The sequence below is a fragment of the bacterium genome (genome assembly GCA_026708055.1).
Lineage (GTDB): Bacteria > Actinomycetota > Acidimicrobiia > Acidimicrobiales > CATQHL01 > VXNF01.
In genome coordinates this window covers 59,472-78,867 of record JAPOVS010000026.1, presented here as the reverse complement: position 1 = coordinate 78,867, position 19,396 = coordinate 59,472, and the positions used below count along the sequence as shown (strand labels likewise).

The 19,396-nt window shown below is 69.6% G+C and carries 29 protein-coding genes and 1 pseudogene; 27 read left to right on the top strand and 3 right to left on the bottom strand.

Going from position 1 to position 19,396, the window contains the following annotated elements; all coding sequences use genetic code 11:
• Positions 1–126: 126 nt before the first annotated feature.
• The gene (locus OXG55_04950; protein MCY4102605.1) at positions 127–1,440 is read right to left on the bottom strand and encodes an ATP-binding protein; all 1,314 of its coding nucleotides are present in this window, start codon (positions 1,438–1,440) and stop codon (positions 127–129) included.
• A gap of 340 nt (positions 1,441–1,780) precedes the next feature.
• Positions 1,781–2,746, bottom strand: coding sequence for a quinone oxidoreductase (locus OXG55_04945; GenBank protein ID MCY4102604.1), 966 nt, complete (start codon positions 2,744–2,746; stop codon positions 1,781–1,783).
• Between the two features lie 123 nt (positions 2,747–2,869).
• Here OXG55_04945 and OXG55_04940 point away from each other — a divergent pair, with 123 nt between their 5' ends.
• Together OXG55_04940 and OXG55_04935 are read left to right on the top strand one after the other, a co-directional pair.
• Positions 2,870–3,940 (top strand): molybdopterin-dependent oxidoreductase, encoded by a 1,071-nt coding sequence (locus OXG55_04940; protein MCY4102603.1) that lies wholly within the window; start codon positions 2,870–2,872, stop codon positions 3,938–3,940.
• Positions 3,941–4,429: 489 nt separating this feature from the next.
• Entirely contained in the window at positions 4,430–5,632 is a 1,203-nt protein-coding gene (locus tag OXG55_04935) for a hypothetical protein (protein ID MCY4102602.1), read from the top strand.
• 430 nt (positions 5,633–6,062) lie between these two features.
• Here OXG55_04935 and OXG55_04930 read toward each other — a convergent pair whose 3' ends face one another.
• Entirely contained in the window at positions 6,063–6,281 is a 219-nt protein-coding gene (locus tag OXG55_04930) for a hypothetical protein (GenBank protein ID MCY4102601.1), read from the bottom strand.
• Between the two features lie 551 nt (positions 6,282–6,832).
• On the opposite strand from OXG55_04930, the gene rplC reads away from it, so the two are divergent.
• The 25 genes and pseudogenes from rplC (at position 6,833) to rpsM (ending at position 19,371) form a co-directional block, all read left to right on the top strand.
• Complete coding sequence (rplC, locus tag OXG55_04925) at positions 6,833–7,471, top strand: 50S ribosomal protein L3 (GenBank protein MCY4102600.1); 639 nt, start codon at positions 6,833–6,835, stop codon at positions 7,469–7,471.
• Positions 7,472–7,477: 6 nt separating this feature from the next.
• Positions 7,478–8,095, top strand: coding sequence for a 50S ribosomal protein L4 (gene rplD, locus OXG55_04920; GenBank protein ID MCY4102599.1), 618 nt, complete (start codon positions 7,478–7,480; stop codon positions 8,093–8,095).
• Positions 8,092–8,382: a 50S ribosomal protein L23 gene (gene rplW / locus OXG55_04915; GenBank protein MCY4102598.1), complete on the top strand. Its 291-nt coding sequence runs from the start codon at positions 8,092–8,094 to the stop codon at positions 8,380–8,382. The genes rplD and rplW overlap by 4 nt, the downstream gene beginning before the upstream one ends.
• Positions 8,383–8,385: 3 nt before the next feature.
• Complete coding sequence (rplB, locus tag OXG55_04910; GenBank protein ID MCY4102597.1) at positions 8,386–9,222, top strand: 50S ribosomal protein L2; 837 nt, start codon at positions 8,386–8,388, stop codon at positions 9,220–9,222.
• Between the two features lie 10 nt (positions 9,223–9,232).
• Positions 9,233–9,511, top strand: a complete 279-nt coding sequence (gene rpsS / locus OXG55_04905; GenBank protein ID MCY4102596.1) for a 30S ribosomal protein S19 — start codon at positions 9,233–9,235, stop codon at positions 9,509–9,511.
• Positions 9,511–10,125 carry a 50S ribosomal protein L22 gene (rplV, locus tag OXG55_04900; GenBank protein MCY4102595.1) on the top strand — a complete coding sequence of 205 codons (615 nt, stop codon included), beginning with the start codon at positions 9,511–9,513 and terminating at the stop codon, positions 10,123–10,125. The genes rpsS and rplV overlap by 1 nt, the downstream gene beginning before the upstream one ends.
• Positions 10,125–11,054 (top strand): 30S ribosomal protein S3, encoded by a 930-nt coding sequence (gene rpsC / locus OXG55_04895; GenBank protein ID MCY4102594.1) that lies wholly within the window; start codon positions 10,125–10,127, stop codon positions 11,052–11,054. Before rplV ends, rpsC begins: the two co-directional genes overlap by 1 nt.
• Before the next feature lie 206 nt (positions 11,055–11,260).
• Entirely contained in the window at positions 11,261–11,677 is a 417-nt protein-coding gene (gene rplP, locus OXG55_04890; GenBank protein ID MCY4102593.1) for a 50S ribosomal protein L16, read from the top strand.
• Positions 11,678–11,679: 2 nt separating this feature from the next.
• Positions 11,680–11,988, top strand: a complete 309-nt coding sequence (gene rpmC, locus OXG55_04885; GenBank protein MCY4102592.1) for a 50S ribosomal protein L29 — start codon at positions 11,680–11,682, stop codon at positions 11,986–11,988.
• 73 nt (positions 11,989–12,061) lie between these two features.
• A pseudogene (gene rpsQ, locus OXG55_04880) lies at positions 12,062–12,310 on the top strand (30S ribosomal protein S17).
• A gap of 13 nt (positions 12,311–12,323) precedes the next feature.
• Positions 12,324–12,692 carry a 50S ribosomal protein L14 gene (rplN, locus tag OXG55_04875; protein ID MCY4102591.1) on the top strand — a complete coding sequence of 123 codons (369 nt, stop codon included), beginning with the start codon at positions 12,324–12,326 and terminating at the stop codon, positions 12,690–12,692.
• Complete coding sequence (rplX, locus tag OXG55_04870) at positions 12,692–13,009, top strand: 50S ribosomal protein L24 (GenBank protein ID MCY4102590.1); 318 nt, start codon at positions 12,692–12,694, stop codon at positions 13,007–13,009. Before rplN ends, rplX begins: the two co-directional genes overlap by 1 nt.
• A complete protein-coding gene (gene rplE / locus OXG55_04865; protein MCY4102589.1) occupies positions 13,006–13,575 on the top strand; it encodes a 50S ribosomal protein L5 in 570 nt (189 codons plus the stop codon). The genes rplX and rplE overlap by 4 nt, the downstream gene beginning before the upstream one ends.
• A gap of 53 nt (positions 13,576–13,628) precedes the next feature.
• A complete protein-coding gene (locus OXG55_04860) occupies positions 13,629–13,814 on the top strand; it encodes a type Z 30S ribosomal protein S14 (GenBank protein ID MCY4102588.1) in 186 nt (61 codons plus the stop codon).
• Positions 13,815–13,828: 14 nt separating this feature from the next.
• On the top strand, positions 13,829–14,230 hold the full coding sequence (rpsH, locus tag OXG55_04855) for a 30S ribosomal protein S8 (protein ID MCY4102587.1): 402 nt from the start codon (positions 13,829–13,831) through the stop codon (positions 14,228–14,230).
• A gap of 7 nt (positions 14,231–14,237) precedes the next feature.
• Positions 14,238–14,777 carry a 50S ribosomal protein L6 gene (rplF, locus tag OXG55_04850; protein ID MCY4102586.1) on the top strand — a complete coding sequence of 180 codons (540 nt, stop codon included), beginning with the start codon at positions 14,238–14,240 and terminating at the stop codon, positions 14,775–14,777.
• Positions 14,778–14,805: 28 nt separating this feature from the next.
• Entirely contained in the window at positions 14,806–15,171 is a 366-nt protein-coding gene (gene rplR / locus OXG55_04845; protein ID MCY4102585.1) for a 50S ribosomal protein L18, read from the top strand.
• Positions 15,171–15,749 (top strand): 30S ribosomal protein S5, encoded by a 579-nt coding sequence (rpsE, locus tag OXG55_04840; GenBank protein MCY4102584.1) that lies wholly within the window; start codon positions 15,171–15,173, stop codon positions 15,747–15,749. The genes rplR and rpsE overlap by 1 nt, the downstream gene beginning before the upstream one ends.
• Position 15,750: 1 nt before the next feature.
• A complete protein-coding gene (gene rpmD / locus OXG55_04835; protein MCY4102583.1) occupies positions 15,751–15,936 on the top strand; it encodes a 50S ribosomal protein L30 in 186 nt (61 codons plus the stop codon).
• The gene (gene rplO / locus OXG55_04830) at positions 15,933–16,421 is read left to right on the top strand and encodes a 50S ribosomal protein L15 (protein ID MCY4102582.1); all 489 of its coding nucleotides are present in this window, start codon (positions 15,933–15,935) and stop codon (positions 16,419–16,421) included. The genes rpmD and rplO overlap by 4 nt, the downstream gene beginning before the upstream one ends.
• Before the next feature lie 39 nt (positions 16,422–16,460).
• A complete protein-coding gene (gene secY / locus OXG55_04825; GenBank protein ID MCY4102581.1) occupies positions 16,461–17,780 on the top strand; it encodes a preprotein translocase subunit SecY in 1,320 nt (439 codons plus the stop codon).
• Between the two features lie 177 nt (positions 17,781–17,957).
• Entirely contained in the window at positions 17,958–18,539 is a 582-nt protein-coding gene (locus OXG55_04820) for an adenylate kinase (protein ID MCY4102580.1), read from the top strand.
• A gap of 34 nt (positions 18,540–18,573) precedes the next feature.
• The gene (infA, locus tag OXG55_04815) at positions 18,574–18,798 is read left to right on the top strand and encodes a translation initiation factor IF-1 (protein ID MCY4102579.1); all 225 of its coding nucleotides are present in this window, start codon (positions 18,574–18,576) and stop codon (positions 18,796–18,798) included.
• Positions 18,799–18,872: 74 nt separating this feature from the next.
• Complete coding sequence (gene rpmJ / locus OXG55_04810) at positions 18,873–18,986, top strand: 50S ribosomal protein L36 (GenBank protein MCY4102578.1); 114 nt, start codon at positions 18,873–18,875, stop codon at positions 18,984–18,986.
• Position 18,987: 1 nt separating this feature from the next.
• A complete protein-coding gene (rpsM, locus tag OXG55_04805) occupies positions 18,988–19,371 on the top strand; it encodes a 30S ribosomal protein S13 (protein MCY4102577.1) in 384 nt (127 codons plus the stop codon).
• The last annotated feature ends 25 nt before the right edge of the window (positions 19,372–19,396 follow it).

Below are 19,396 nucleotides of genomic sequence, written 5' to 3'. Positions count from 1 at the left end.
GCAATAGAGGCCGCCGCGGCCAAAGGCCGCGCGGCAATCTTGCCACCACGAGATCCAGAGTATTCCGGCGGCTGACTCCCCCGGTAATTGCGACGGGCTAGCCGTGGGGCGGCCACCGGCAGAGGTTCAGCTCCAGAGTGCCGAGATCGGCGCAGACCAGATGCGGCCCCTCGGTGCGTCGTCGAGCGGTTGCGGCGGCCGGCGGCCGGTGTGCAGCACCGCGCCGGCGGTGAAGGACTCCCCGAGTTGCTCCCGGAGCCAGAAGAGATGCCGCGCCTCGGGGCGCCCGCCGTACACGCCCGCCTTGACCTCCAGCGCGACCGCTCCATGGATGCCCCCGTCTAGGACGAAGCCCACTTCCCGGTCATTCCGGCGCAGGTGTCGGAGCTTGTAGGGCACAGCGGAGGCGAGCATCCCGGCACGCAGCTGCGCCGCGACGAACGTCTCGAGCAGCCGCCCGCGCAGGTCGGCGCTGCGGGCTATGACCTCGGCGCCGGTGCCCCAGGCCGCCGCCAGCAGTCCGGCGTCGACCATCAGGCGTTTGGGCGACCGCCGCAGGTGGCTGATGCGATTGTGGTGGAACGACGGGGCGTCTGCCACGAGGTAGGTCCGCGACAGAAGACCCAGGTACGCCCGACCGGTGTTGGACGAGATGCCCACGTCGTCGCAGAGCCTCTGCAGGGGCACGACCCCGCCGGAGTGCATTGCGTAGGCGGCGACGAAGTCCGCCAACTTGGAGCGGTCGTGCCGCCCGACGAGTCCGTTCACGTTGACGGTGCCGTCGATCCGGTTGCGCAGCCGGGCGGCCCGCGCCGCCGCGTCGGACTCGCTCATCGTGTTGGGGTAGCCGCTCTCCAAGGCGATGTCTATGTAGTCGTTGACGCCGAGGTCGGTGTCGGCGGCCTCGATGTCGCGGCCGGCGAACAATCTCTCGACGAGCGGCACGGTGGCGAGTCCGCGCCGTTCCGCCACGCATAACGGGAACAGGTCGATGGCCTCGGCCCGTCCCGTCAGCGGTGACTGTTCCCCTTCGTGGCCGCGGACTGACCCCGTGATGATGAACCGCCCCGGAACGTTCGACGTGTCGAGGTGCTCCTTCACCGCCCAGAGCACCTCGGGAACCTCTTGCCACTCGTCGATCAGTACAGGCGCCCGCTGCCCCAGCAGAGCCGAGCGCGGGTCGCCGCGCACGGCGGCCGCGGTGTCGGGGTTCTGGCAGGCGAACACCGTGCGCGCCACCTGCAGGGCGGTGGTGGTCTTGCCGACGCCGCGCGGGCCGCGCAGCTCGACCGCGCCCGACCGCGCCAGAGCCCGCCGCATGCGGGCATCTACGAACCGCGGGATGTACGCGTCGGTCCCGCCCGGCGCCGCCGAGGTGAGCACCGGCAACTCGTCGGAGAGCCTGAGGCTGCTGTCCGGCCCCAGTGCCGGATCGCTCACATCCACCGGCCACCGGGGCTGAGGAACGCCGCCTGCACAGTTCAGAGCCTACTTCCTGCGCGTTCTGGAGAGGATTAGTTGCGCGATCTGTCACACGTAACTAGAGCGACTTGGAGGGTCAGTCGTGTGCGATCAGGTCGGTGCCCGCTACGCGGCGCCTGTTCCATTCGTCGAACAGAGCCAGGACTGCGCTGTCGGGGCTGGTGTGGCTGTCGAACGAGGGTCCGCACGGCGTCCTCGCCGGACGCGCCGAGAACTCGACCGGATCACCGACGAGGCACGCGGCCCGGAAGCACCCGGCGAGACGGACGGGGCCGTTGTTGTCTCTCGTATTGCGGCGCTACGGCCTCAGCAGGATCTTTCCGGTGGTGGCGCGGCCTTCGAGGCGGCGGTGGGCCTCGGCGGCGTCGGCGAGGGGGAGTTCCAGGCCGATGCGGACGTCCATTCCGTCGCGGATCCAGTCGAACAGGTCCCCGGAGCGGGCGAGCAGGTCGGCGCGCTCGGCGACGTGGTCCCACAGGGTGGGGCGGGTGAGGAAGAGCGATCCCTCCTGGGAGAGCCGCAGCGGGGCGATCGGCGGCACCGGCCCGGAGGCGTTGCCGAAGGTGGCCATCGTGCCGCGGCGCCGCAGCAGACCCAGGCTGGCGTCGAACACGGCCGCCCCGACCCCGTCGTAGACCACGTCGAGCGGCCGCGGCCCGGCGATGTCGACGATCGCCTCGGCGAAGTCCACGTCGTTGTAGAGGATCACATGGTCGGCGCCCGCTGCGGTGGCCAACTCGCCTTTGGCCGGCGTGCCGACGGTCGTGAACACCTCGGCGCCGAGGCGCTTGGCCATCTGGATCAGCAGCAGGCCCGTCCCGCCTGCGCCGGCGTGGATGAGGCAGCGGTGCCCGGCCGCCAGCGGGAACGTGTCGACCGCCAGGTAGTGCGCTGTCAGGCCCTGCAGCATCGTCGCCGCCGCGGTGTCAGCTGAGACGTCCTCGGGGACCGGCACCACCCCGGCGGCGTCCAGCGCGCAGCTCTCGGCGTAGGAGCCCTGGCCGCCGCACCACGCCACACGGTCGCCCACCGCCACGTCGGAGACACCCTCGCCGACGGCGGTCACCGCCCCGGCCCCCTCGAGGCCGGCAGTGAAAGGCGGGTCGATGGGATACAGTCCACTGCGCTGGTAGGTGTCCACGAAGTTCACCCCCGCCGCGGCGACCTCGACGACCACCTGATCGGCGCCCGGGGCGGGTTCGGGCAGCTCGGCGAGGGAGAGGACCTCGGGGCCGCCGTGTTCTGAGATTCGGATGGCGCGCACGGTGCCTCCTTGGGTGCTTCGGTGCATGGTCTCGTCTGGTCCGCCCACCGTAGGCGCTGCGGGCCGGGGTCGCCCGTTCGTCGCCACCCGCGCTGCGGGACCGGTCGGTAGTCTCGACGGCGAGTGCACGCAGCCGATCGGCCCACCTCTGAACTGCCGGTTCGCCGATGGTCCCGCCTCCGGCTGCCCGGCCCCGAACGGGCCGGGACGCGCAGCCGCAAGACCAATCTGGCGCTGCTGGTGATGCTGGTGCTGGCGTGGGTGACCGGTGGCAGTTCGTTCCTGCTGGGAGGCACCTCGACCGCCTGGATCGTGGTCATGCACGGCGTCGTGGGCTTCACGGTGCTGGTGCTGGCCCGCCCGAAGATCCCCGTCGTGCGCCGGGGCCTGCGCCGGCGGCGCCCCAGCCGCTACGCCTCGATGGCGCTGGGTGTCTGCGTCACCGGGGCGTTCGCCACCGGGGTCGTGCACGCGCTCGGGTTCTGGCAGGCGATCGGCGTGTGGTCGGCGATCGGCCTGCACCTGATCTTCGCCTTCGCGGCGGTGCCGCTGGCGGTGTGGCACGTCGTGGGCCGGCCCCAGCGGGTCCGCCCGGTGGACCTGTCCCGGCGCACCGCGCTGCAGGCGCTGGCCGTGGCGGGCGTGGCGCTGCTGGCGCGAGGGGGCTTCGAGCGGTTCTTCGCCGCCGAGCGACGCTTCACCGGCAGCCACGAGGTGGGCTCGGGCGACCCGCGGCGGATGCCCGTGGTGCAGTGGCTCGACGACTCCCCGCCGACGATCGGCCCCGAGGACTGGGTGCTGCGCCTGCGGGGCTCGGTGAACCGGGACGTGGGCTACCGGGAGCTGGTCGCCCACAGCCGCACGACCGAGGCCACGCTGGACTGCACCAGCGGCTGGTACAGCACCCAGACGTGGACGGGCGTTCCGCTGACCGCCCTGCTCGGTCCGGAGACGTCGGGCCGCAGCCTCGAGGTCCGCTCGGCCACGGGCTACGCACGGCGCTTCCCGCTCAGCGACGCACGCCACATGATCCTCGCCCACTCCGTCGGCGGCGAGCCCCTGTCACGGGGCCACGGCTTCCCGGCCCGCCTCGTGGCGCCCGGGCGCCGTGGGCTGTGGTGGGTGAAGTGGGTGACGGAGATCCGCACCAGCGACCGGCCCTGGTGGGTCCAGACGCCGATCCCGTTCACCTGACCGGCTTATCGACCATCCGGGGAGGGAGTGAACGAGGATCGCCTTCGGTCCCCCAGGCTGACCCGGTGGCGCCGGCTTGCTCTCCCACGACGGGAGTTGCGCGGCATTGGGACAACGCTCAGCGAGTAAGCGCTGAACTGTTGGAAGGCCGACCTCAGAATGAACCCCGAGATGATTAGCTTGGGTGCTGGGAGTTGCCCAGGGGGAGATCGGGGTGCGGCGCAGGGTTTGTGGCGTGTTCGTGGGTTTGTCGGTGATTGTGGGGGCGTGCGCGCCTGCTGGTGGGTCGGGTTCGGTTGCGGTGGACGGCTCGGCGGGCGAGCAGATGGTGCCTGTTTTTGAGGTGGTGGCGGTGGGGGATGTGCCGGTGGGGGAGATGGTGGCGGCGGGCGCGGCGGAGGCGGCCGCCGGTGGGCTGGTGTTGGTGTCGGCGTCGTTGGATTCACTGGCGGTGCGCTGGGGGGATTCGTTGGCGCCGGTCCGTACACCGTGGGCTTCCTCGGCGGCACGTACCAGGGCGCCGCGGGCGTGGCCGACGTCTCGTGCGCCACCGAGGGCGCCGACCTCTCCGACCCCGACGCCAACGTCGTCGAGTCGGGCCCCAAGACCTTCATCGTCTCCGCCAGCGACGCCGCCGGCAACACCGCCACCCGCACCGTCAGCATCGAGATCATCGAAGACACCGACAGCGCCGGCAGCTGGCACAAGGGTGACACTCTCCGGCCCGGACACATCTACAGGCATTGGCCGCTCTTCGTCGAGATCCCCGAAGGAGCCCGCATCAGCTACGGCGGCAGTGTGTCGGTAACCCCGGAGCCGGGAGCGCCTCAAGACCTGCCGACCCAACTTCAGAGCTTCTACGCGTTCCGCGATCCATCCCGAGCCACGATCCTGCTCATCGTGTCTGGGACCGGCGAGGAGGCACCTTCCCCGCTCGGCCGTCGGGTTTGCCGCGTCAACGAGGGCGGGGGCATTACGAGCTGCGATTTCCGGGCACCGCTGACCGACGCCGAGAACGAGATGTGGGACCGGTTCCTGGCCAACATCCGCACCACCCCGTTCCCCGAAGGCGACCCCCGGAACGAGCCCCCGGCCCCTTTACCCCCTAACCCCGAGGGGGGCCAATTCTCGGGGTCGCCGCCGATGTGCCTCAGCAGGGGCCGTGTGCTCATGGCCATCGAACCCGGCCGTTGGCTTCCCTACGGCGATGTTCCCGCGAATCCTCTGAACCTGCACGCCCCGAACCCTTTGAACCTGCACGGGATCCCCTGCGACACACCTGTGGGGGTGCATCCGTCGCTGCTGGTCGGCGACGCGATCTCGGTGTGTGTCGAGGGCGGCGCCCGCGACGGCCTGCTCGTGCCGGCGATAATGACCGCGGCCGGCGATTGGAATGACCTGCTCGCGCCCGACCACGCCGATCCCGACCCGTCGGAGCGGAAGGGCCTCGGCTACGCCCCGTTCGCGTTCGACACGGCGAGTCCCGCCGGCCCGGCGGGACTCGAGGACACCGACACCAGCTACGTCCGGGTCTTCGATACTCGCGCCTGCCACGCCAACAACGCCGCGAAATGCGCGGCATCCGCGGGATGGACCGGTACCGCTCTCCCCAACGTCATTGGAGAGCCCCCTCGCGTGACCGGGAACGTATTGACCGTTCTCTCTATCACCCGCCGGCGGTGCAGAATCTGACCCTCGACGATGCCCTGGGTCGCTGGCAGTTGCGCTGGGACGACTCCGCCGCGTTTCCCGTCTCATACAACAGCACCTGGATGGCAGTGCTCGTACGTTCCACGTTCACAAGGGACCCGGCGACCGGGGCGCTCACAGCGCCGCCAGCGTCTTGGCATTACCTCAACCACCGAGCCCCGAACCTGCGACGCCATGTGATGCCGCCCATCGCGGACGTGGCCGGAGTCGAGTTCACCGTGGCGGGCATGACCCGCGGCGACCACCTGCGTCTCCGGGGAACACCCGGCGTGGGCCTCGGCGTCGAACACAGTTCGCTGACTCTGCCCCGCGACCCCCGGCGGCCGTGGGGGCTGGGCTCGGAATCCACCGCCGTGGCCTCACCACTGGCGGGCGCCCACCCGGTGGAACCCGACATGTTCGGCTGGGTCAACTACGGCGGCACCGCCGGCGGCGACTGGCGGTTCGCGTTCTGGGGCAGAACCATCACCGGGCTGCGCGTCAGCCACGGCGGGCCGGTCACGCTGCGCCCCGGTGACATCGTCGTCAGCCACGCCCGACCGTGGGGGCCCAACGGATTCGCCGACAGTCCCTTCGCCGCCGCAGCGTTCAAACCGCTGCGCATCACCCACGGCGCCGTCACCGTCGGCATCAGCGGCTGCGCGACCCACTTCTACAACGTGGACCGCTACGAATGCCACGTCGTCGGTGGCTTCACCTTCGACGCCGACAACATCCCCGACCACGTCGCCGTCAATCGGTTCTTCGCCCCGCAGCCCACCACACCCCCCAAAGGGCCACCGCCGGGAGTCAGCCCACCGACCCCGACCCCACCACCTGCACCACCACACCCAACACCGCTTGCCAACCCACGAGCTGCCATCCCTGAGTCGAATGCCCGGCCTTGGCCGGTCCGGGTGCCGGTCCGTTCGGGGTTGACCCGAGCAGGCCGAGGTCGTTGCCGCCGGGCCAAGTGGCCGTGCGTGGGGATCCGCGGCCCTGGCCGGTATAGTGCGTCGCTTCCCGGAAACGACCTCCGGGGACCAATCGACGTCTGCGAAGGCCTGTCACGCGCCACGGGCGCCGGCCGCAGGAACCACGCAGCAAACCGAGAATCGCTCCGCCGGGCCGGCCCGTGCGGAGCGTTCGCGTCAGGGCGCCGGCACGCCCGGGCACGAATCTGTGGAGCGGCAACACCCGGACATGGCGACCAAGGCGATCATCGGCGAGAAAGTGGGCATGACCCAGGTCTGGGACGACGGCGACCGCGTCGTCCCGGTGACGGTGCTGCGCGTCGAGCCGTGCCGGGTCGTGCAACTCAAGACGCCGGAGGCCGACGGCTATTCGGCGCTGCAGGTCACCAGCGGTTTCACGGACGCAGCCAAGCTGAACAGCCCCGAGCGGGGCCACTTCGAGCGCCACGGCGGCGAACCGGGCCGGACGCTGGTGGAACTCCGTCTCGACGACGTGAGCGACTACGCCGTCGGTCAGGAGATCACCGTGGACATTCTCGCCGACGGCGAGTTGGTGGACGTGACCGCCGTCAGCAAGGGGAAGGGCTTCACGGGTGTGATGAAGCGTCACGGCTTCAGTGGCCAGAAGGCCAGCCACGGTGCCCACAAGATCCACCGGGCACCCGGCGCGGTCGGTCAGTGCGCCACCCCGTCGCGCATCTTCAGGGGGCGCAAGATGCCCGGCCATCACGGCGCCCGCAGGACCACCACGCTGAACCTCAGGGTTGTCAAGGCCGACAGCGAACGCAACCTGCTGCTGGTGAAGGGCTCGGTGCCCGGCCCCCGGGGCGGGCAGGTCGTCATCCGCAACGCCGTCAAGAAGGCGTAGTCGATCATGGTCTCCGTCCCCGTCCGAGACACCAGCGGCGCCGAGTGTGGCACGGTCGAGCTCACCGCGGACGTCTTCGGCATCGACCCCAACGTGGCGGTGATGCATCAGGTCGTGACGGCGCAACTGGCGGCCCGCCGCAGTGGCACGCACAAGACCAAGACCCGCTCGGAGGTGCGTGGCGGCGGCGGCAAGCCGTGGCGCCAGAAGGGCACCGGGCGTGCCCGGCACGGCTCCATCCGCTCGCCGCTTTGGCGAGGCGGAGGCATCGCGCACGGACCCCAGCCCCGCAACTACGCGCAGTCCACCCCCAAGAAGATGAAGCGCCTGGCGCTGCGGTCGGCGCTGTCGGACCGCGCCGCCGAAGGCAGGATCATCATCGTGGACGACTGGGGCTTCGACGCTCCGTCGACGAAGTCCGCCGTGGCGAAGCTGGAGGCGCTCGGTGCCGGCGGGCGCGTGCTGGCGGTGCTGGAGCGCGAAGACGTGACGGCGCTGAAGAGCTTCCGCAACCTGCCTCGCGTGCACACCCTGCCGGCCGACCAACTCAATACCTACGACGTGCTGGTGAGCGACGTGATCGTCTTCACCGCTGCGGCGCTGGCGGAGGTGAACCGGTCATGAAGGACGTCCGTGACGTGATCCTCGAGCCGGTGATCAGCGAGAAGGCCTTCTCGCTGCTGGAGCAGAACGTCTACACCTTCAAGGTGCACCCCTCGAGCAGCAAGCCCGAGATCGCCAAGGCCGTCGAGGAGATCTTCGACGTGCAGGTGCTGAACGTGAACACGCTGCGGCGCAAGGGAAAGCGCATCCGCAACCGGCGCCGGCTCACCTACGGTCGCCGGCCCGACACCAAGCGAGCCATGGTCACCCTGGCCGAGGGCGACTCGATCGAACTCTTCGAGGTGTAGAGCATGAGCATCCGGCGCCGCAAACCCACCAGCCCCGGTCGCCGCTTCCAGACCGCGCACGACTTCTCCGAGATCACCCGCAGCACGCCGGAGAAGGCCCTCCTGGCCCCGCGCCCCTCCACGGGCGGCCGCAACAACGCCGGCCGCAAGACGGCGCGCCATCGCGGCGGCGGTCACAAGCGCCGTTACCGGATCATCGACTTCCAGCGCAACAAGGACGGCGTCCCGGCGAAGGTGGCCACCATCGAGTACGACCCGAACCGGACCTGCCGGATCGCGCTGCTGCACTACTACGACGGCGCGAAGACCTACATCCTGGCGCCCGACGGCATCGCGGTCGGGGACGTGCTGGAATCGGGGACCGGCGTGGAGATCCGCCCGGGCAACGCCCTGCCGTTGCGGTACATCCCGGTGGGGACCGTCGTGCACAACGTGGAACTCAAGCCGGGTGCGGGCGGGCGCATGGGGCGGGCAGCGGGCGCTCGCATCCAACTCGTGGCCAAGGAGGGCCCCCACGCCACGGTGCGCTTGCCCAGCACCGAGATGCGCCGGGTTCCCATCGACTGCCGCGCCACCGTCGGCGCCGTCGGCAACGCCGAGCACGAGTTGGTGCAGATCGGGAAGGCCGGGCGCAACCGTCACAAGGGTGTGCGCCCGCAGACTCGCGGCGTGGCCATGAACCCGGTGGACCACCCGCTCGGCGGCGGCGAGGGCAAGAGTTCCGGCGGCCGCCACCCGGTCTCGCCGTGGGGGAAGCCCGAGGGTCGCACGCGCAACCCGAAGAAGCAGTCGTCGCAGATGATCGTGCGCCGCAGGCGCACGCGCGGGCGCCGGCGCTAGGAGGCCCACCATGCCCAGAAGCCTGAAGAAGGGCCCGTTCGTTGATCATCATCTCCTCGCCAAGGTGGACGAGCTGAACGACTCCGGTGAGCGGCGGGTCATCCGCACCTGGTCGCGCCGTTCCACGATCATCCCCGACATGGTCGGCCACACGATCGCGGTGCACGACGGGCGCAAGCACGTGCCGGTGTACATCACCGAGTCCATGGTGGGCCACAAGCTCGGCGAGTTCGCCCCCACGCGCACATTCCGGTTCCACGCCGGTCAGGAGCGAGGAGGCAGGCGCTGATGGCAACCGCTGTGGCGACACCTGCGGCCCGCGCCTCGGCGCGCTACGTGCGCAGTTCCGCCTCCAAGGTGCGCCCCGTCCTGGATCTGATCAGGGGCGAGTCCTGCGAGCGCGCTGACGAGATCCTGCAGTTCTCCGAACGCCGGATCGCCAGGACGGTCGCCCGCTGCATGGACTCCGCCATCGCCAACGCGGAGCACAACGCCAACCTGCCGGTCACCGAGCTCTATGTGGTGGCCTGCTACGCCGATGAGGGACCGACGCTGAAGCGCTGGCGGCCGCGGGCGCGGGGGCGGGCCACGCCGATCATGAAGCGGACCTGCCACATCACGATCGTGCTGGCGCGCTACTCGCTCGCCGAGCGCGAAGCACGCGCCGAGCGCGGCCTCGCCGGTGGCGCCGCGGCCGAGGTCCGGCGCCGTCGCGTGGAGGCCAGCCGGGCCGCCGCCACCCAGGACGAGGAGGAGGCGCCCAGCGACGTCGACGAGGCGGACGAGCTCGTCGACGCCGAAGCCGCCGTCGAGCAGGACGCCGCCGCCGATGACAGTGACGCCGGCGACGGCGCCGAGCAGGACGCCGCCGCGGAGCCCGCCGACGGCGACAAGGAGATCTGATGGGTCAGAAGGTCAATCCGTACGGGTTCCGTCTCGGGATCACGACCGACTGGAAGTCGCGGTGGTTCGCCACGCGCGAGGACTACCGGAAGTTCGTCATCGAGGACTCGGAAATCCGCGACTACCTGATGGAGCAGTTGCCGCATGCCGCCATCAGCCGCATCGAGGTGGAGCGCACGAGGGACCGGCTTCGCATCGACGTGCACACCGCCCGCCCCGGCATCGTGATCGGGCGCAAGGGCTCCGAGGCCGACCGGCTGCGGGCGGGCCTCGCCAAGATCACCGGCAACAACCGGGTGCAGCTCAACGTGCAGGAGATCAAGCAGCCCGAACTGGACGCGGCGCTGATCGCCCAGGGGATTGCCGACCAGCTGACCGGGCGGGTGGCTTTCCGCCGGGCCATGAAGCGTGCCGTCCAGAACGCGCAGAAAGCGGGCGCCCAGGGAATCCGCGTGCAGTGCTCGGGCCGGCTCGGCGGCTCGGAGATGGCGCGTACCGAGTGGTACCGCGAGGGCCGCGTCCCCCTGCACACGCTGCGTGCCGACATCGACTACGGGTTCCGGGAGGCGCACACCACCTACGGCCGTATCGGCGTGAAGGTGTGGACCTACAAGGGTGACATCCTCCCGTACCGCCTCGACACCGACGAGCGGATCAATCGCGAGGCGGCGATGGCGGTCGGCGAGACCGCCGGCCCCGCCCGCTCGCGCAAGGTGGTGTCCTCGGCGGCACGCCGGCGAGGGGCCACTCCGACCCCTGCCACCGACACCGACGAGCAGGAGTTCCCCACCGAGTTGGAGGAATTGCAGCCGCTGGTGGCCGAGGCCGACGCCGAGTTCGAGCGCCTCCTCGAGCAGGAGGAGGAGATTGAGCGCGCCTCCCGCGAGCAACACGAGACGCCCCACTTCCGACCGGGGGATGCCGACTGATCATGTTGATGCCCGAGGGAGCTGCGACACCGCAAGCACCATCGCGGCCGAGCGAAGGGTGCGGTGAGTCATGTTGATGCCCGAGGGAGCTGCGACACCGCAAGCACCATCGCGGCCGAGCGAAGGGTGCGGTGAGTCATGTTGATGCCCGAGGGAGCTGCGACACCGCAAGCACCATCGCGGCCGAGCGAAGGGTGCGGTGAGTCATGTTGATGCCCAAGAAGGTCCGACACCGCAAGCACCATCGCGGCCGCACCAAGGGGGTCGCCAAGGGCGGGACCACGGTCAGCTTCGGCGACTACGGCATCCAGGCGCTCGAGCCTGGATGGATCACCGCGCCGCAGATCGAGGCCGCTCGTGTGGCCATGACCCGCCACGTCCGGCGCGGTGGCAAAGTGTGGATCAACGTGTTCCCGGACAAGCCCGTGACGCAGAAGCCGGCGGAGACCAGGATGGGTTCCGGCAAGGGCAACCCCGAGCGCTGGGTGGCGGTGGTGCGTCCCGGCCGGGTGCTGTTCGAGCTCTCCTACGCCGACCCCGTCGTGGCGCGCGAGGCGATCGAGCGTGCCATCCAGAAGCTGCCCGTGCGGGCGCGCTTCGTGACCCGTCACCAGGCGGTGTAGCCATGGCCCGATCCGGCTCGCTGACAGGACTGAGCGACGTCGAACTGCTGGGCATGCTGGACGAGGCGAAGGACGAGGCCACGAACCTGCGCTTCCAGCACGTCACCGGGCAGCTCGACAACATGAACCTGCTGGCACACTCCCGCAGGCAGGTGGCGCGCCTACTCACCGAGCTGCGCGCCCGGGAGATCGACGCCGCCGAGGTGGCCATGGCGCGCCAGGTCGACGAGGTCGAGGAGCTCACCGATGGCGAGGCCTCCCCGGAGGAGCCCGCACGGGTGTTCAAGAGGAGGCGCCGCCGCGATGGCTGAGCAAGCACCGACGACCGACCAGGCGCCGGAGCCGACGCCGGCGAGCACTGCCGCGGCGGCCCAGGCCTCCGGGCGCAACCGTCGCAAGACGCGTGAGGGGATTGTGGCGTCGGCGTCCATGGACCGGACCGCCGTCGTCGTGATCACCGAGCAGGTGCGTCACCGTCGCTACAACAAGACCGTTCGGCGCCACAAGCGCCTCTACGTTCACGACGAGGACAACGATCTACGCGTCGGGGACCGTGTCCGGATCGCCGAGACCCGCCCGCTGTCCAAGCTGAAGCGCTGGCGGCTCGTGAAGGTCCTCGAGCGGGCGCGCTGAGGGAGGTGCAGCGGTGATCCAGCAGGAGACGCGCCTCCGGGTGGCGGACAACTCCGGCGCCCGCGAGGTTCTCTGCATCAAGGTGCTCGGCGGCTCCCGGCGCCGTTACGCCTCGATCGGCGACGTGTTCGTGGCGACGGTCAAGGACGCCATCCCCGGCGCCAAGGTCCGCAAGGGTGACGTGGTGCGCTGTGTCGTGGTGCGTACTCGCAAGGAGAAGCGCCGTCCCGACGGCAGCTACATCCGTTTCGACGAGAACGCCGCGGTGGTGCTCGACGAGAACAACCAGCCCCGGGGGACACGGATCTTCGGTCCTGTGGGCCGGGAACTGCGCGAGAAGCGATTCATGCGGATCGTGTCACTCGCACCGGAGGTGTTGTGATGGCCAAGATCCGCAAGGGTGATCGCGTCGTCGTGCTGTCGGGCAAGGACCGGGGCCGGGAGGGAGTCGTCTCGGCCGTCTTCCCTACCAAGGGCACCCTGCTGGTGGACGGTGTGAACGTCGTCCGCAAGCACCGCAAGCCGAACCAGGCGGGCGTCATGCAGGGCGGGATCATCGACAAGGACATGCCCATCCCCATCTCCCGGATCGCGATCATCAGCCCCGAGGACGGCAAGCCCACTCGGGTGGGCTACCGGACAACGCCCGACGGTGAGAAGGTGCGCATCTGCCGCCGCACCGGGGCGGACATCCCGTGAGTGCCACGGCGGTCGCCGCGCCGCGCCTCAAGCAGCTGTACCGCGACGAACTGCGCGACCGGCTTCGGGAATCGCTCGGCCTCGACAACGTGATGCAGGTGCCCCGCCTGGAGAAGATCGTCCTGAACATGGGCGTCGGTGAGGCGTCGCGTCAGGCTCGCCTGCTCGAGGGGGCCATCGCCGACATGACGACCATCGCCGGGCAGCGGCCGGTGACCACCCGGGCGAAGCGCTCCATCGCCGGCTTCCGGCTGCGCGAGGGGAACGCCGTGGGAGTGAAGGTCACACTGCGGGGAGACCGCATGTGGGAGTTCTTCGACCGGCTGATCAACCTGGCCATCCCGCGCATTCGTGACTTCCGCGGGCTGTCCATCAACTCCTTCGACGGCAACGGCAACTACTCCTTCGGCGTTTCCGAGCAGTTGATCTTCCCCGAGATCGACTACGACAAGATCGACACCATCCGCGGCATGGACATCACCCTTGTCACGACGGCGCCCGACGATGAGACGGCGCGGGCGTTGCTGGAGGCGTTCGGTTTCCCGCTCCGGCGGGACCAGGGCTGAGCGATCCGTGCGCACTCCGAGAATCCAACACACGAACCGGCGAAAGTGACGACATGGCAAAGACGGCACTGATCAACAAGCAGAAGCGAACGCCGAAATACCGTGTGCGCGCCTATACCCGCTGCCAACGGTGCGGCCGGCCGCGCTCGGTGTACCGGCGGTTCGGACTGTGCCGCATCTGTCTACGTGAACTCGCCCATGCCGGGGAGATCCCCGGTCTGACCAAGGCCAGCTGGTAGGGGGTTGTCGCAGCATGACCATGACCGATCCCATCGCCGACATGCTCACCCGCATCCGCAACGCCAACGTGGCCATGCACGAGGAGGTGCGCATGCCCTCCTCGAAGCTCAAGGAGGCCCTGGCGGAGGTGCTGCGGCGCGAGGGCTACATCGGTGGCTACGAGGTGGTCGACCATGACGGTCCGGGGCGCATCCTGGCCATCGACATGAAGTACTCGCCTGATCGCGAGCGGGTCATCCGCGGCCTCCGGCGGGTCTCAAAGGCGGGCCTGCGGGTGTATACCAAGGCCGACGGCGTGCCGCGGGTGCAGGGCGGTCTCGGCATGGCGGTGCTGTCCACCAGCAAGGGTCTCATGACCGATCAGGAGGCTCGCCGGCGGCGTCTCGGCGGCGAGATCCTCTGTTACGTCTGGTAGGTGCGCCGTGTCTCGCGTCGGTAAGTCGCCCATCCCGCTGCCGGCGGGCGTCTCGGTCAGCGTGGCGTGCGGCGAGGTCACCGTGTCGGGCCCCCGGGGCTCGCTGCAGCATCGCCTGCCGCAGGTGATCGCCGTGCGGCAGGAGGGCGACGCGCTGGTGGTCACCCGGGCCGACGACGAGCGAGAGTCGCGGGCGTTGCACGGGTTGACCCGGGCGCTCCTCAACAACATGGTCATCGGCGTCCACGAGGGCTACCGCAAGGACCTGGAGATCGTGGGCGTCGGCTACCGGGCCACCGCCAAGGGGCCCGCCAGCCTCGAACTGCAGCTTGGCTTCAGCCATCCGGTGTCGGTGCAGGCGCCGGAGGGAGTCACCTTCGAGGTGCCGTCGCAGACTGCCATCCGGGTGCTCGGAATCGACAAGCAGGCCGTGGGGCAGGTGGCCGCCCGGATCCGGGCGCTGCGCAAGCCCGAACCGTACAAGGGCAAGGGAATCCGCTACGCCGGTGAGTACGTCCGCCGCAAGGCGGGCAAGGCCGCCAAGTGAGTCCGGCACCGAAGCAGGGAGCAGACCTATGACGAACACCTCAGCGGAACGCCGCCGGAGCCGGCTCCGGCGCCACCGCAGGGTGCGCAAGAAGATCGTCGGCACGGCCGAGCGACCGCGCCTGGCCGTCTACCGTTCCAACCGCCACACGGCGGTGCAGATCATCGACGACACCAGCGGGCGCACCCTGGTCGCCGCCTCCACGCTGGAGCCCGACTTGCGCAGCAGTGAGACCACCGGTGTCAGCGCCGCCGCCGCGGTGGGGCGCCTGGTTGCCGAGCGTGCCGCCGGCAGCGGCATCACGACAGTTGTGTTCGATCGGGGCGGTTACCGCTACCACGGGCGCGTGGCTGCGGTCGCGGACGCCGCCCGCGAAGCCGGGATGAGACTCTGATGGCGGCCACCGGAGCGCTGGCGTCGCGCCTGCAACTGCGCGACTCCCGCGTGATCCACATCAACCGGGTGGCCAAGGTGGTCAAGGGCGGGCGGCGCTTCTCGTTCTCGGCGCTCGTGGTGGTCGGCGACGGTGCCGGTCACGTCGGGCTCGGCTACGGCAAGGCCAAGGAGGTGCCGCTGGCCATCCAGAAAGGCACCGAGGAGGCCCGAAACTCGCTTTTCGCCGTCCCTCTGGCAGGGACCACCATCGTGCATCCGGTGCTCGGGGAATGGGGCGCAGGCAGGGTGCTGCTGAAGCCCGCCGCCCCCGGAACCGGCGTCATCGCCGGCGGCGCGGCCCGCGCCATCCTCGAGGAGGCGGGCATCGGCGACGTGCTCTGCAAGTCGCTGGGGTCCGCCAACCACATCAACGTGGCCCGGGCCACGATTGCCGGCCTGCAATCGCTCATGCGCCCCGACCACGTGGCGCGCCTGCGCGGTCTCGACCCCAGCGAGTTCGTTCCCCCGGGTCTGCTGGCGGCCTACAACGAGACGGAGCGGAGCCGGCGGTTGGCGCTACGCGGCGAGGAGGAATGACGTGGCGTTGCGTGTGACGCAGGTCCGGTCCGGCATCGGGCGCAAGCCTCCCCAGCGGGGCACGCTGCGCGCCCTCGGTCTGGGGCGCATCGGCAAGTCCCGGATCCTGAGCGATCGCCCCGACGTGCGCGGCATGCTGGCGGCTGTCTCGCACCTAGTGGAAGTGGAGGAGGTGCCGGAATCGTGAAAGTCCACGACCTCAAGGGTGCTCCGGGAAGCCGGACGCCGCGCACGCGCGTCGGCCGGGGAATCGGAGGCAAGGGTGGGAAGACCGCAGGCCGCGGCACCAAGGGGCAGAGGGCGCGGGGCACCGTGCCGGTCGGTTTCGAGGGAGGCCAGATGCCCCTCCAGCGCCGGATCCCCAAGCTGCGCGGCTTCAACAATCCCTTCCGGGTGAGCTACCAGCCGGTCAACCTGGATGTGATCGAAGCCTCAGGGCTCGACGAGATCACCCCCGAGACGCTCTACGCCGGCGGCCTGGTGAGCAAGGGCGCTCTGGTCAAGGTGCTCGCCCGCGGCGAGGTGACCCGCTCGGTCACCGTGCGGGCGCACGCCTTCTCCGAGGCGGCCCGCGCCGCTCTGGAGGCCGCCGGCGCCACAATCGAAGTCCTGCCCAAGCCGTGGGGCGACCGCCGGCCACCGGCACGGGGCAACGCCCTGACGAACCGCTAGACCGCAGCCGACGCCGGAGGGAGAACTCCAGTGGGCCGGATCCTGCAGAACATCGCCAACATCTTCCGCATCGAGGATCTGCGCAGCAAGATCCTCTTCACCCTGGGCATGCTGGTGGTGTACCGGCTGGGAGCGTTCATCCCCGCACCCGGCATCAATCTCGAGGCCATCCGCCCGCTCCAGGAGGCGGCCGAGGACGGCGGCATCCTCAACTTCCTGCAGCTCTTCTCCGGCGGAGCGCTCACGCAGTTCGCCATCTTCTCGCTGGGGATATTCCCCTACATCACGGCGTCGATCATCATGCAGGTGATGGGCGTGGTGGTGCCGCGTATCGAGCAGTGGCAGCAGCAGGGGGCGGTCGGCCAGCGCAAGATCAACCAGTGGACGCGCTACCTGACGATCGGCATTGCCCTCATCCAGTCCACGGGGTTCGCCTTCCTGTTCCACAACCAGGGCGGCGGCCTGGCCGGCAGCACCGGCATCCCCGACCTGCTACCGGAGTTCACCGCCCCGCGGGTGGGCCTGGTCGTGCTGACGCTCACCGCCGGGACGGCCCTGCTGATGTGGATGGGTGAGTTGATCACCCAGAAGGGCATCGGCAACGGCATGTCCATCATCATCTTCGCGGCGGTGGTCAGCTCGCTGCCCAACCAGTTCTCGTTGGTGAAGGGGAACTCGGGCTGGCCGGGGGTGTTCGAGGTTCTGGCGATGTACCTGGTGCTGCTCGTGGTCATCGTGTTCGTGGAGCAGGGCCAGCGCCGCATCCCGGTGCAATTCGCCAAGCGCGTCGTCGGTCGCCGGATGACAACCGGAGGGAGCACCTACATCCCGCTGAAGGTGAACCAGTCGGGCGTGATCCCCATCATCTTCGCAAGTTCGGTGCTGTACCTGCCGCAGCTGATCGTCGTGGTGCTGCCCTCCGGCGGCTGGGGTGAGGCGACCCGCACCTGGGTGAACGACCACTTGCTGCGCTACGACGACCCGTTCTACCTGGTCTTCTTCGGTCTGCTGATAATCGGCTTCGCCTACTTCTACACGGCCATCAGCTTCGATCCGGTCAAGCAGGCCGACAACATCCGCAAGCAGGGCGGCTTCGTGCCCGGCATCCGGCCGGGTCGGCCCACCGAGCGCTACCTGGCGCACATCCTGTCGCGCATCACCCTGCCGGGATCGCTCTTCCTGGCCCTCATCGCCCTGACGCCCGCGGTCGTGATCGGGAACATCGTGCCCACCAGTACCCAGGGCATCTTCAGCTTCACCGGGATCTCGATCCTGATCGCCGTGGGCGTCGCCCTCGAGACCATGAAGCAGATCGACAGCCAGTTGATGCTCCGCAATTACGAGGGATTCCTGAAGTAAGGGCCAGTTGATGCTCCGCCCCAACCGCCGGGGGATTCCTGAAGTAAGGGCCAGTCGATGCTGCGCCGAATCCACCGGGGGCTTCCTGAAGTGCGTGCGAGTTCGTGTTCCCGCGGCGAGCGCCGCCCCGAGCGCGATCGTTCCGGTGTTCCGCGCCTGCGTTGAGGCGTTCCACCCATGAGCGGCGTGATCGTCGTTCTCGGACGCCAGGGTTCGGGCAAGGGGACGCAGTGCGCTCTGCTGCAGCAGCACTACGACGGGGTCGCCCACGTCTCCACCGGTGACATGCTGCGCGACGCGGCGGCCTCGGGCACCGCGCTAGGCAGGCGGGCCGAAGTCATCATGGCCGCCGGGGACTTGGTGCCCGACGACGTGATGTGCGACGTCGTCGCCGAGAGAACGGGCCCGCTCCTCGATTCGGGGGTCACGGTGCTGCTCGACGGCTTCCCGCGGACCCCGGCGCAGGCCGCGTCCCTTGCGAAGATGACCGTTCCCGACGGACTCCTCGGCGCCCTGCTCCTGGAGGTCGACGTGCAGGAGGTCTCCGAACGGATGCTGGCCCGCGGTCGCCACGACGACACCGCCGCGGGCATCGCCCGGCGCCTCGAGCTCTACGAGACGCAGACGGCTCCCCTGGTGGACTGGTTCACCGAGCGGGGAATGCTCTGGAGGATCGACGGGACCGGGACGCCGGCGGAGGTGTTCGACCGGCTCACCGCCGCTATCGGCGGGTTGGTGCCACTGAGGTTGTCTCGGTAGGCTGGTGGGTCGCGTTCGAGGCGGGAGTAGGACTCTGGCGAAATCGAAGCAAGATGCGATCCTCATGGAGGGGAAGGTCCTGGAGTCCCTCCCCAATGCCATGTTCAGGGTCGAGTTCGAGAACGGCCACCAGGTGCTGGCGCACATCTCGGGGAAGATGAGGATGCACTACATCCGCATCCTTCCCGGCGATCGCGTGCAGGTGGAGTTCACGCCCTACGACCTGCAGCGCGGGCGGATCACGTACCGGTACAAATAGCAGCGTCCGGACCGAGTGGGAGCCCTTGGCCTGCCCGGCGGATGAGCAGACGACGAGACGAGGCGGATGCGGACATGAAAGTGCGCCCCAGCGTGAAGGCCATGTGTGAGCGGTGCCGGGTCATCCGGCGCCATGGTCGCGTGCGGGTGATCTGCGACAACCCGCGTCACCGCCAGCGGCAGGGCTGACATGGCACGCATCGCCGGTGTGGACATCCCGCGCAACAAGCGCGCCGTGGTGTCGCTCACCTACATCTTCGGCATCGGTCCCACGATCGCGGCGCAGACCTGCGAGGCGGTCGGCATCGGCCCCGACGTGCGGATCAAGGATCTGACCGACCAGGAGGTGGCCCGGCTGCGGGCCCATGTCGAGCGCAACCTGAAGGTCGAGGGCGACCTCCGCCGCCAGATCAGTCAGAACATCAGTCGCAAGCTGGAGATCGGGTGCTACCAGGGGATCCGGCATCGCAGAGGCCTGCCGGTCCGGGGCCAGCGCACCCACACGAACGCACGGACGCGCAAGGGTCCGCGCAAAACGGTGGCGGGCAAGAAGACCGTCATGAAGAGGAAGTAAGGCAGCGGTGGCCCGGGCGCCGATC

What these genes read in the sequence shown, in the direction of transcription:
- rpmJ (MCY4102578.1), top strand. Translation starts at nt 18,873, where the DNA reads ATGAAAGTGCGCCCCAGCGTGAAGGCCATGTGTGAGCGGTGCCGGGTC.
- rplD (MCY4102599.1), top strand. Translation starts at nt 7,478, where the DNA reads ATGGTCTCCGTCCCCGTCCGAGACACCAGCGGCGCCGAGTGTGGCACG.
- rpsM (MCY4102577.1), top strand. Translation starts at nt 18,988, where the DNA reads ATGGCACGCATCGCCGGTGTGGACATCCCGCGCAACAAGCGCGCCGTG.
- rplC (MCY4102600.1), top strand. Translation starts at nt 6,833, where the DNA reads ATGGCGACCAAGGCGATCATCGGCGAGAAAGTGGGCATGACCCAGGTC.
- OXG55_04930 (MCY4102601.1), bottom strand. Translation starts at nt 6,281, where the DNA reads ATGCCGACGGTGACGGCGCCGTGGGTGATGCGCAGCGGTTTGAACGCT.
- rpsC (MCY4102594.1), top strand. Translation starts at nt 10,125, where the DNA reads ATGGGTCAGAAGGTCAATCCGTACGGGTTCCGTCTCGGGATCACGACC.
- rpsE (MCY4102584.1), top strand. Translation starts at nt 15,171, where the DNA reads ATGGCGGCCACCGGAGCGCTGGCGTCGCGCCTGCAACTGCGCGACTCC.
- rpsS (MCY4102596.1), top strand. Translation starts at nt 9,233, where the DNA reads ATGCCCAGAAGCCTGAAGAAGGGCCCGTTCGTTGATCATCATCTCCTC.
- rplV (MCY4102595.1), top strand. Translation starts at nt 9,511, where the DNA reads ATGGCAACCGCTGTGGCGACACCTGCGGCCCGCGCCTCGGCGCGCTAC.
- OXG55_04820 (MCY4102580.1), top strand. Translation starts at nt 17,958, where the DNA reads ATGAGCGGCGTGATCGTCGTTCTCGGACGCCAGGGTTCGGGCAAGGGG.
- rplR (MCY4102585.1), top strand. Translation starts at nt 14,806, where the DNA reads ATGACGAACACCTCAGCGGAACGCCGCCGGAGCCGGCTCCGGCGCCAC.
- rplP (MCY4102593.1), top strand. Translation starts at nt 11,261, where the DNA reads ATGTTGATGCCCAAGAAGGTCCGACACCGCAAGCACCATCGCGGCCGC.
- rpmC (MCY4102592.1), top strand. Translation starts at nt 11,680, where the DNA reads ATGGCCCGATCCGGCTCGCTGACAGGACTGAGCGACGTCGAACTGCTG.
- rpsH (MCY4102587.1), top strand. Translation starts at nt 13,829, where the DNA reads ATGACCATGACCGATCCCATCGCCGACATGCTCACCCGCATCCGCAAC.
- OXG55_04860 (MCY4102588.1), top strand. Translation starts at nt 13,629, where the DNA reads ATGGCAAAGACGGCACTGATCAACAAGCAGAAGCGAACGCCGAAATAC.
- rplB (MCY4102597.1), top strand. Translation starts at nt 8,386, where the DNA reads ATGAGCATCCGGCGCCGCAAACCCACCAGCCCCGGTCGCCGCTTCCAG.
- rplX (MCY4102590.1), top strand. Translation starts at nt 12,692, where the DNA reads ATGGCCAAGATCCGCAAGGGTGATCGCGTCGTCGTGCTGTCGGGCAAG.
- rplW (MCY4102598.1), top strand. Translation starts at nt 8,092, where the DNA reads ATGAAGGACGTCCGTGACGTGATCCTCGAGCCGGTGATCAGCGAGAAG.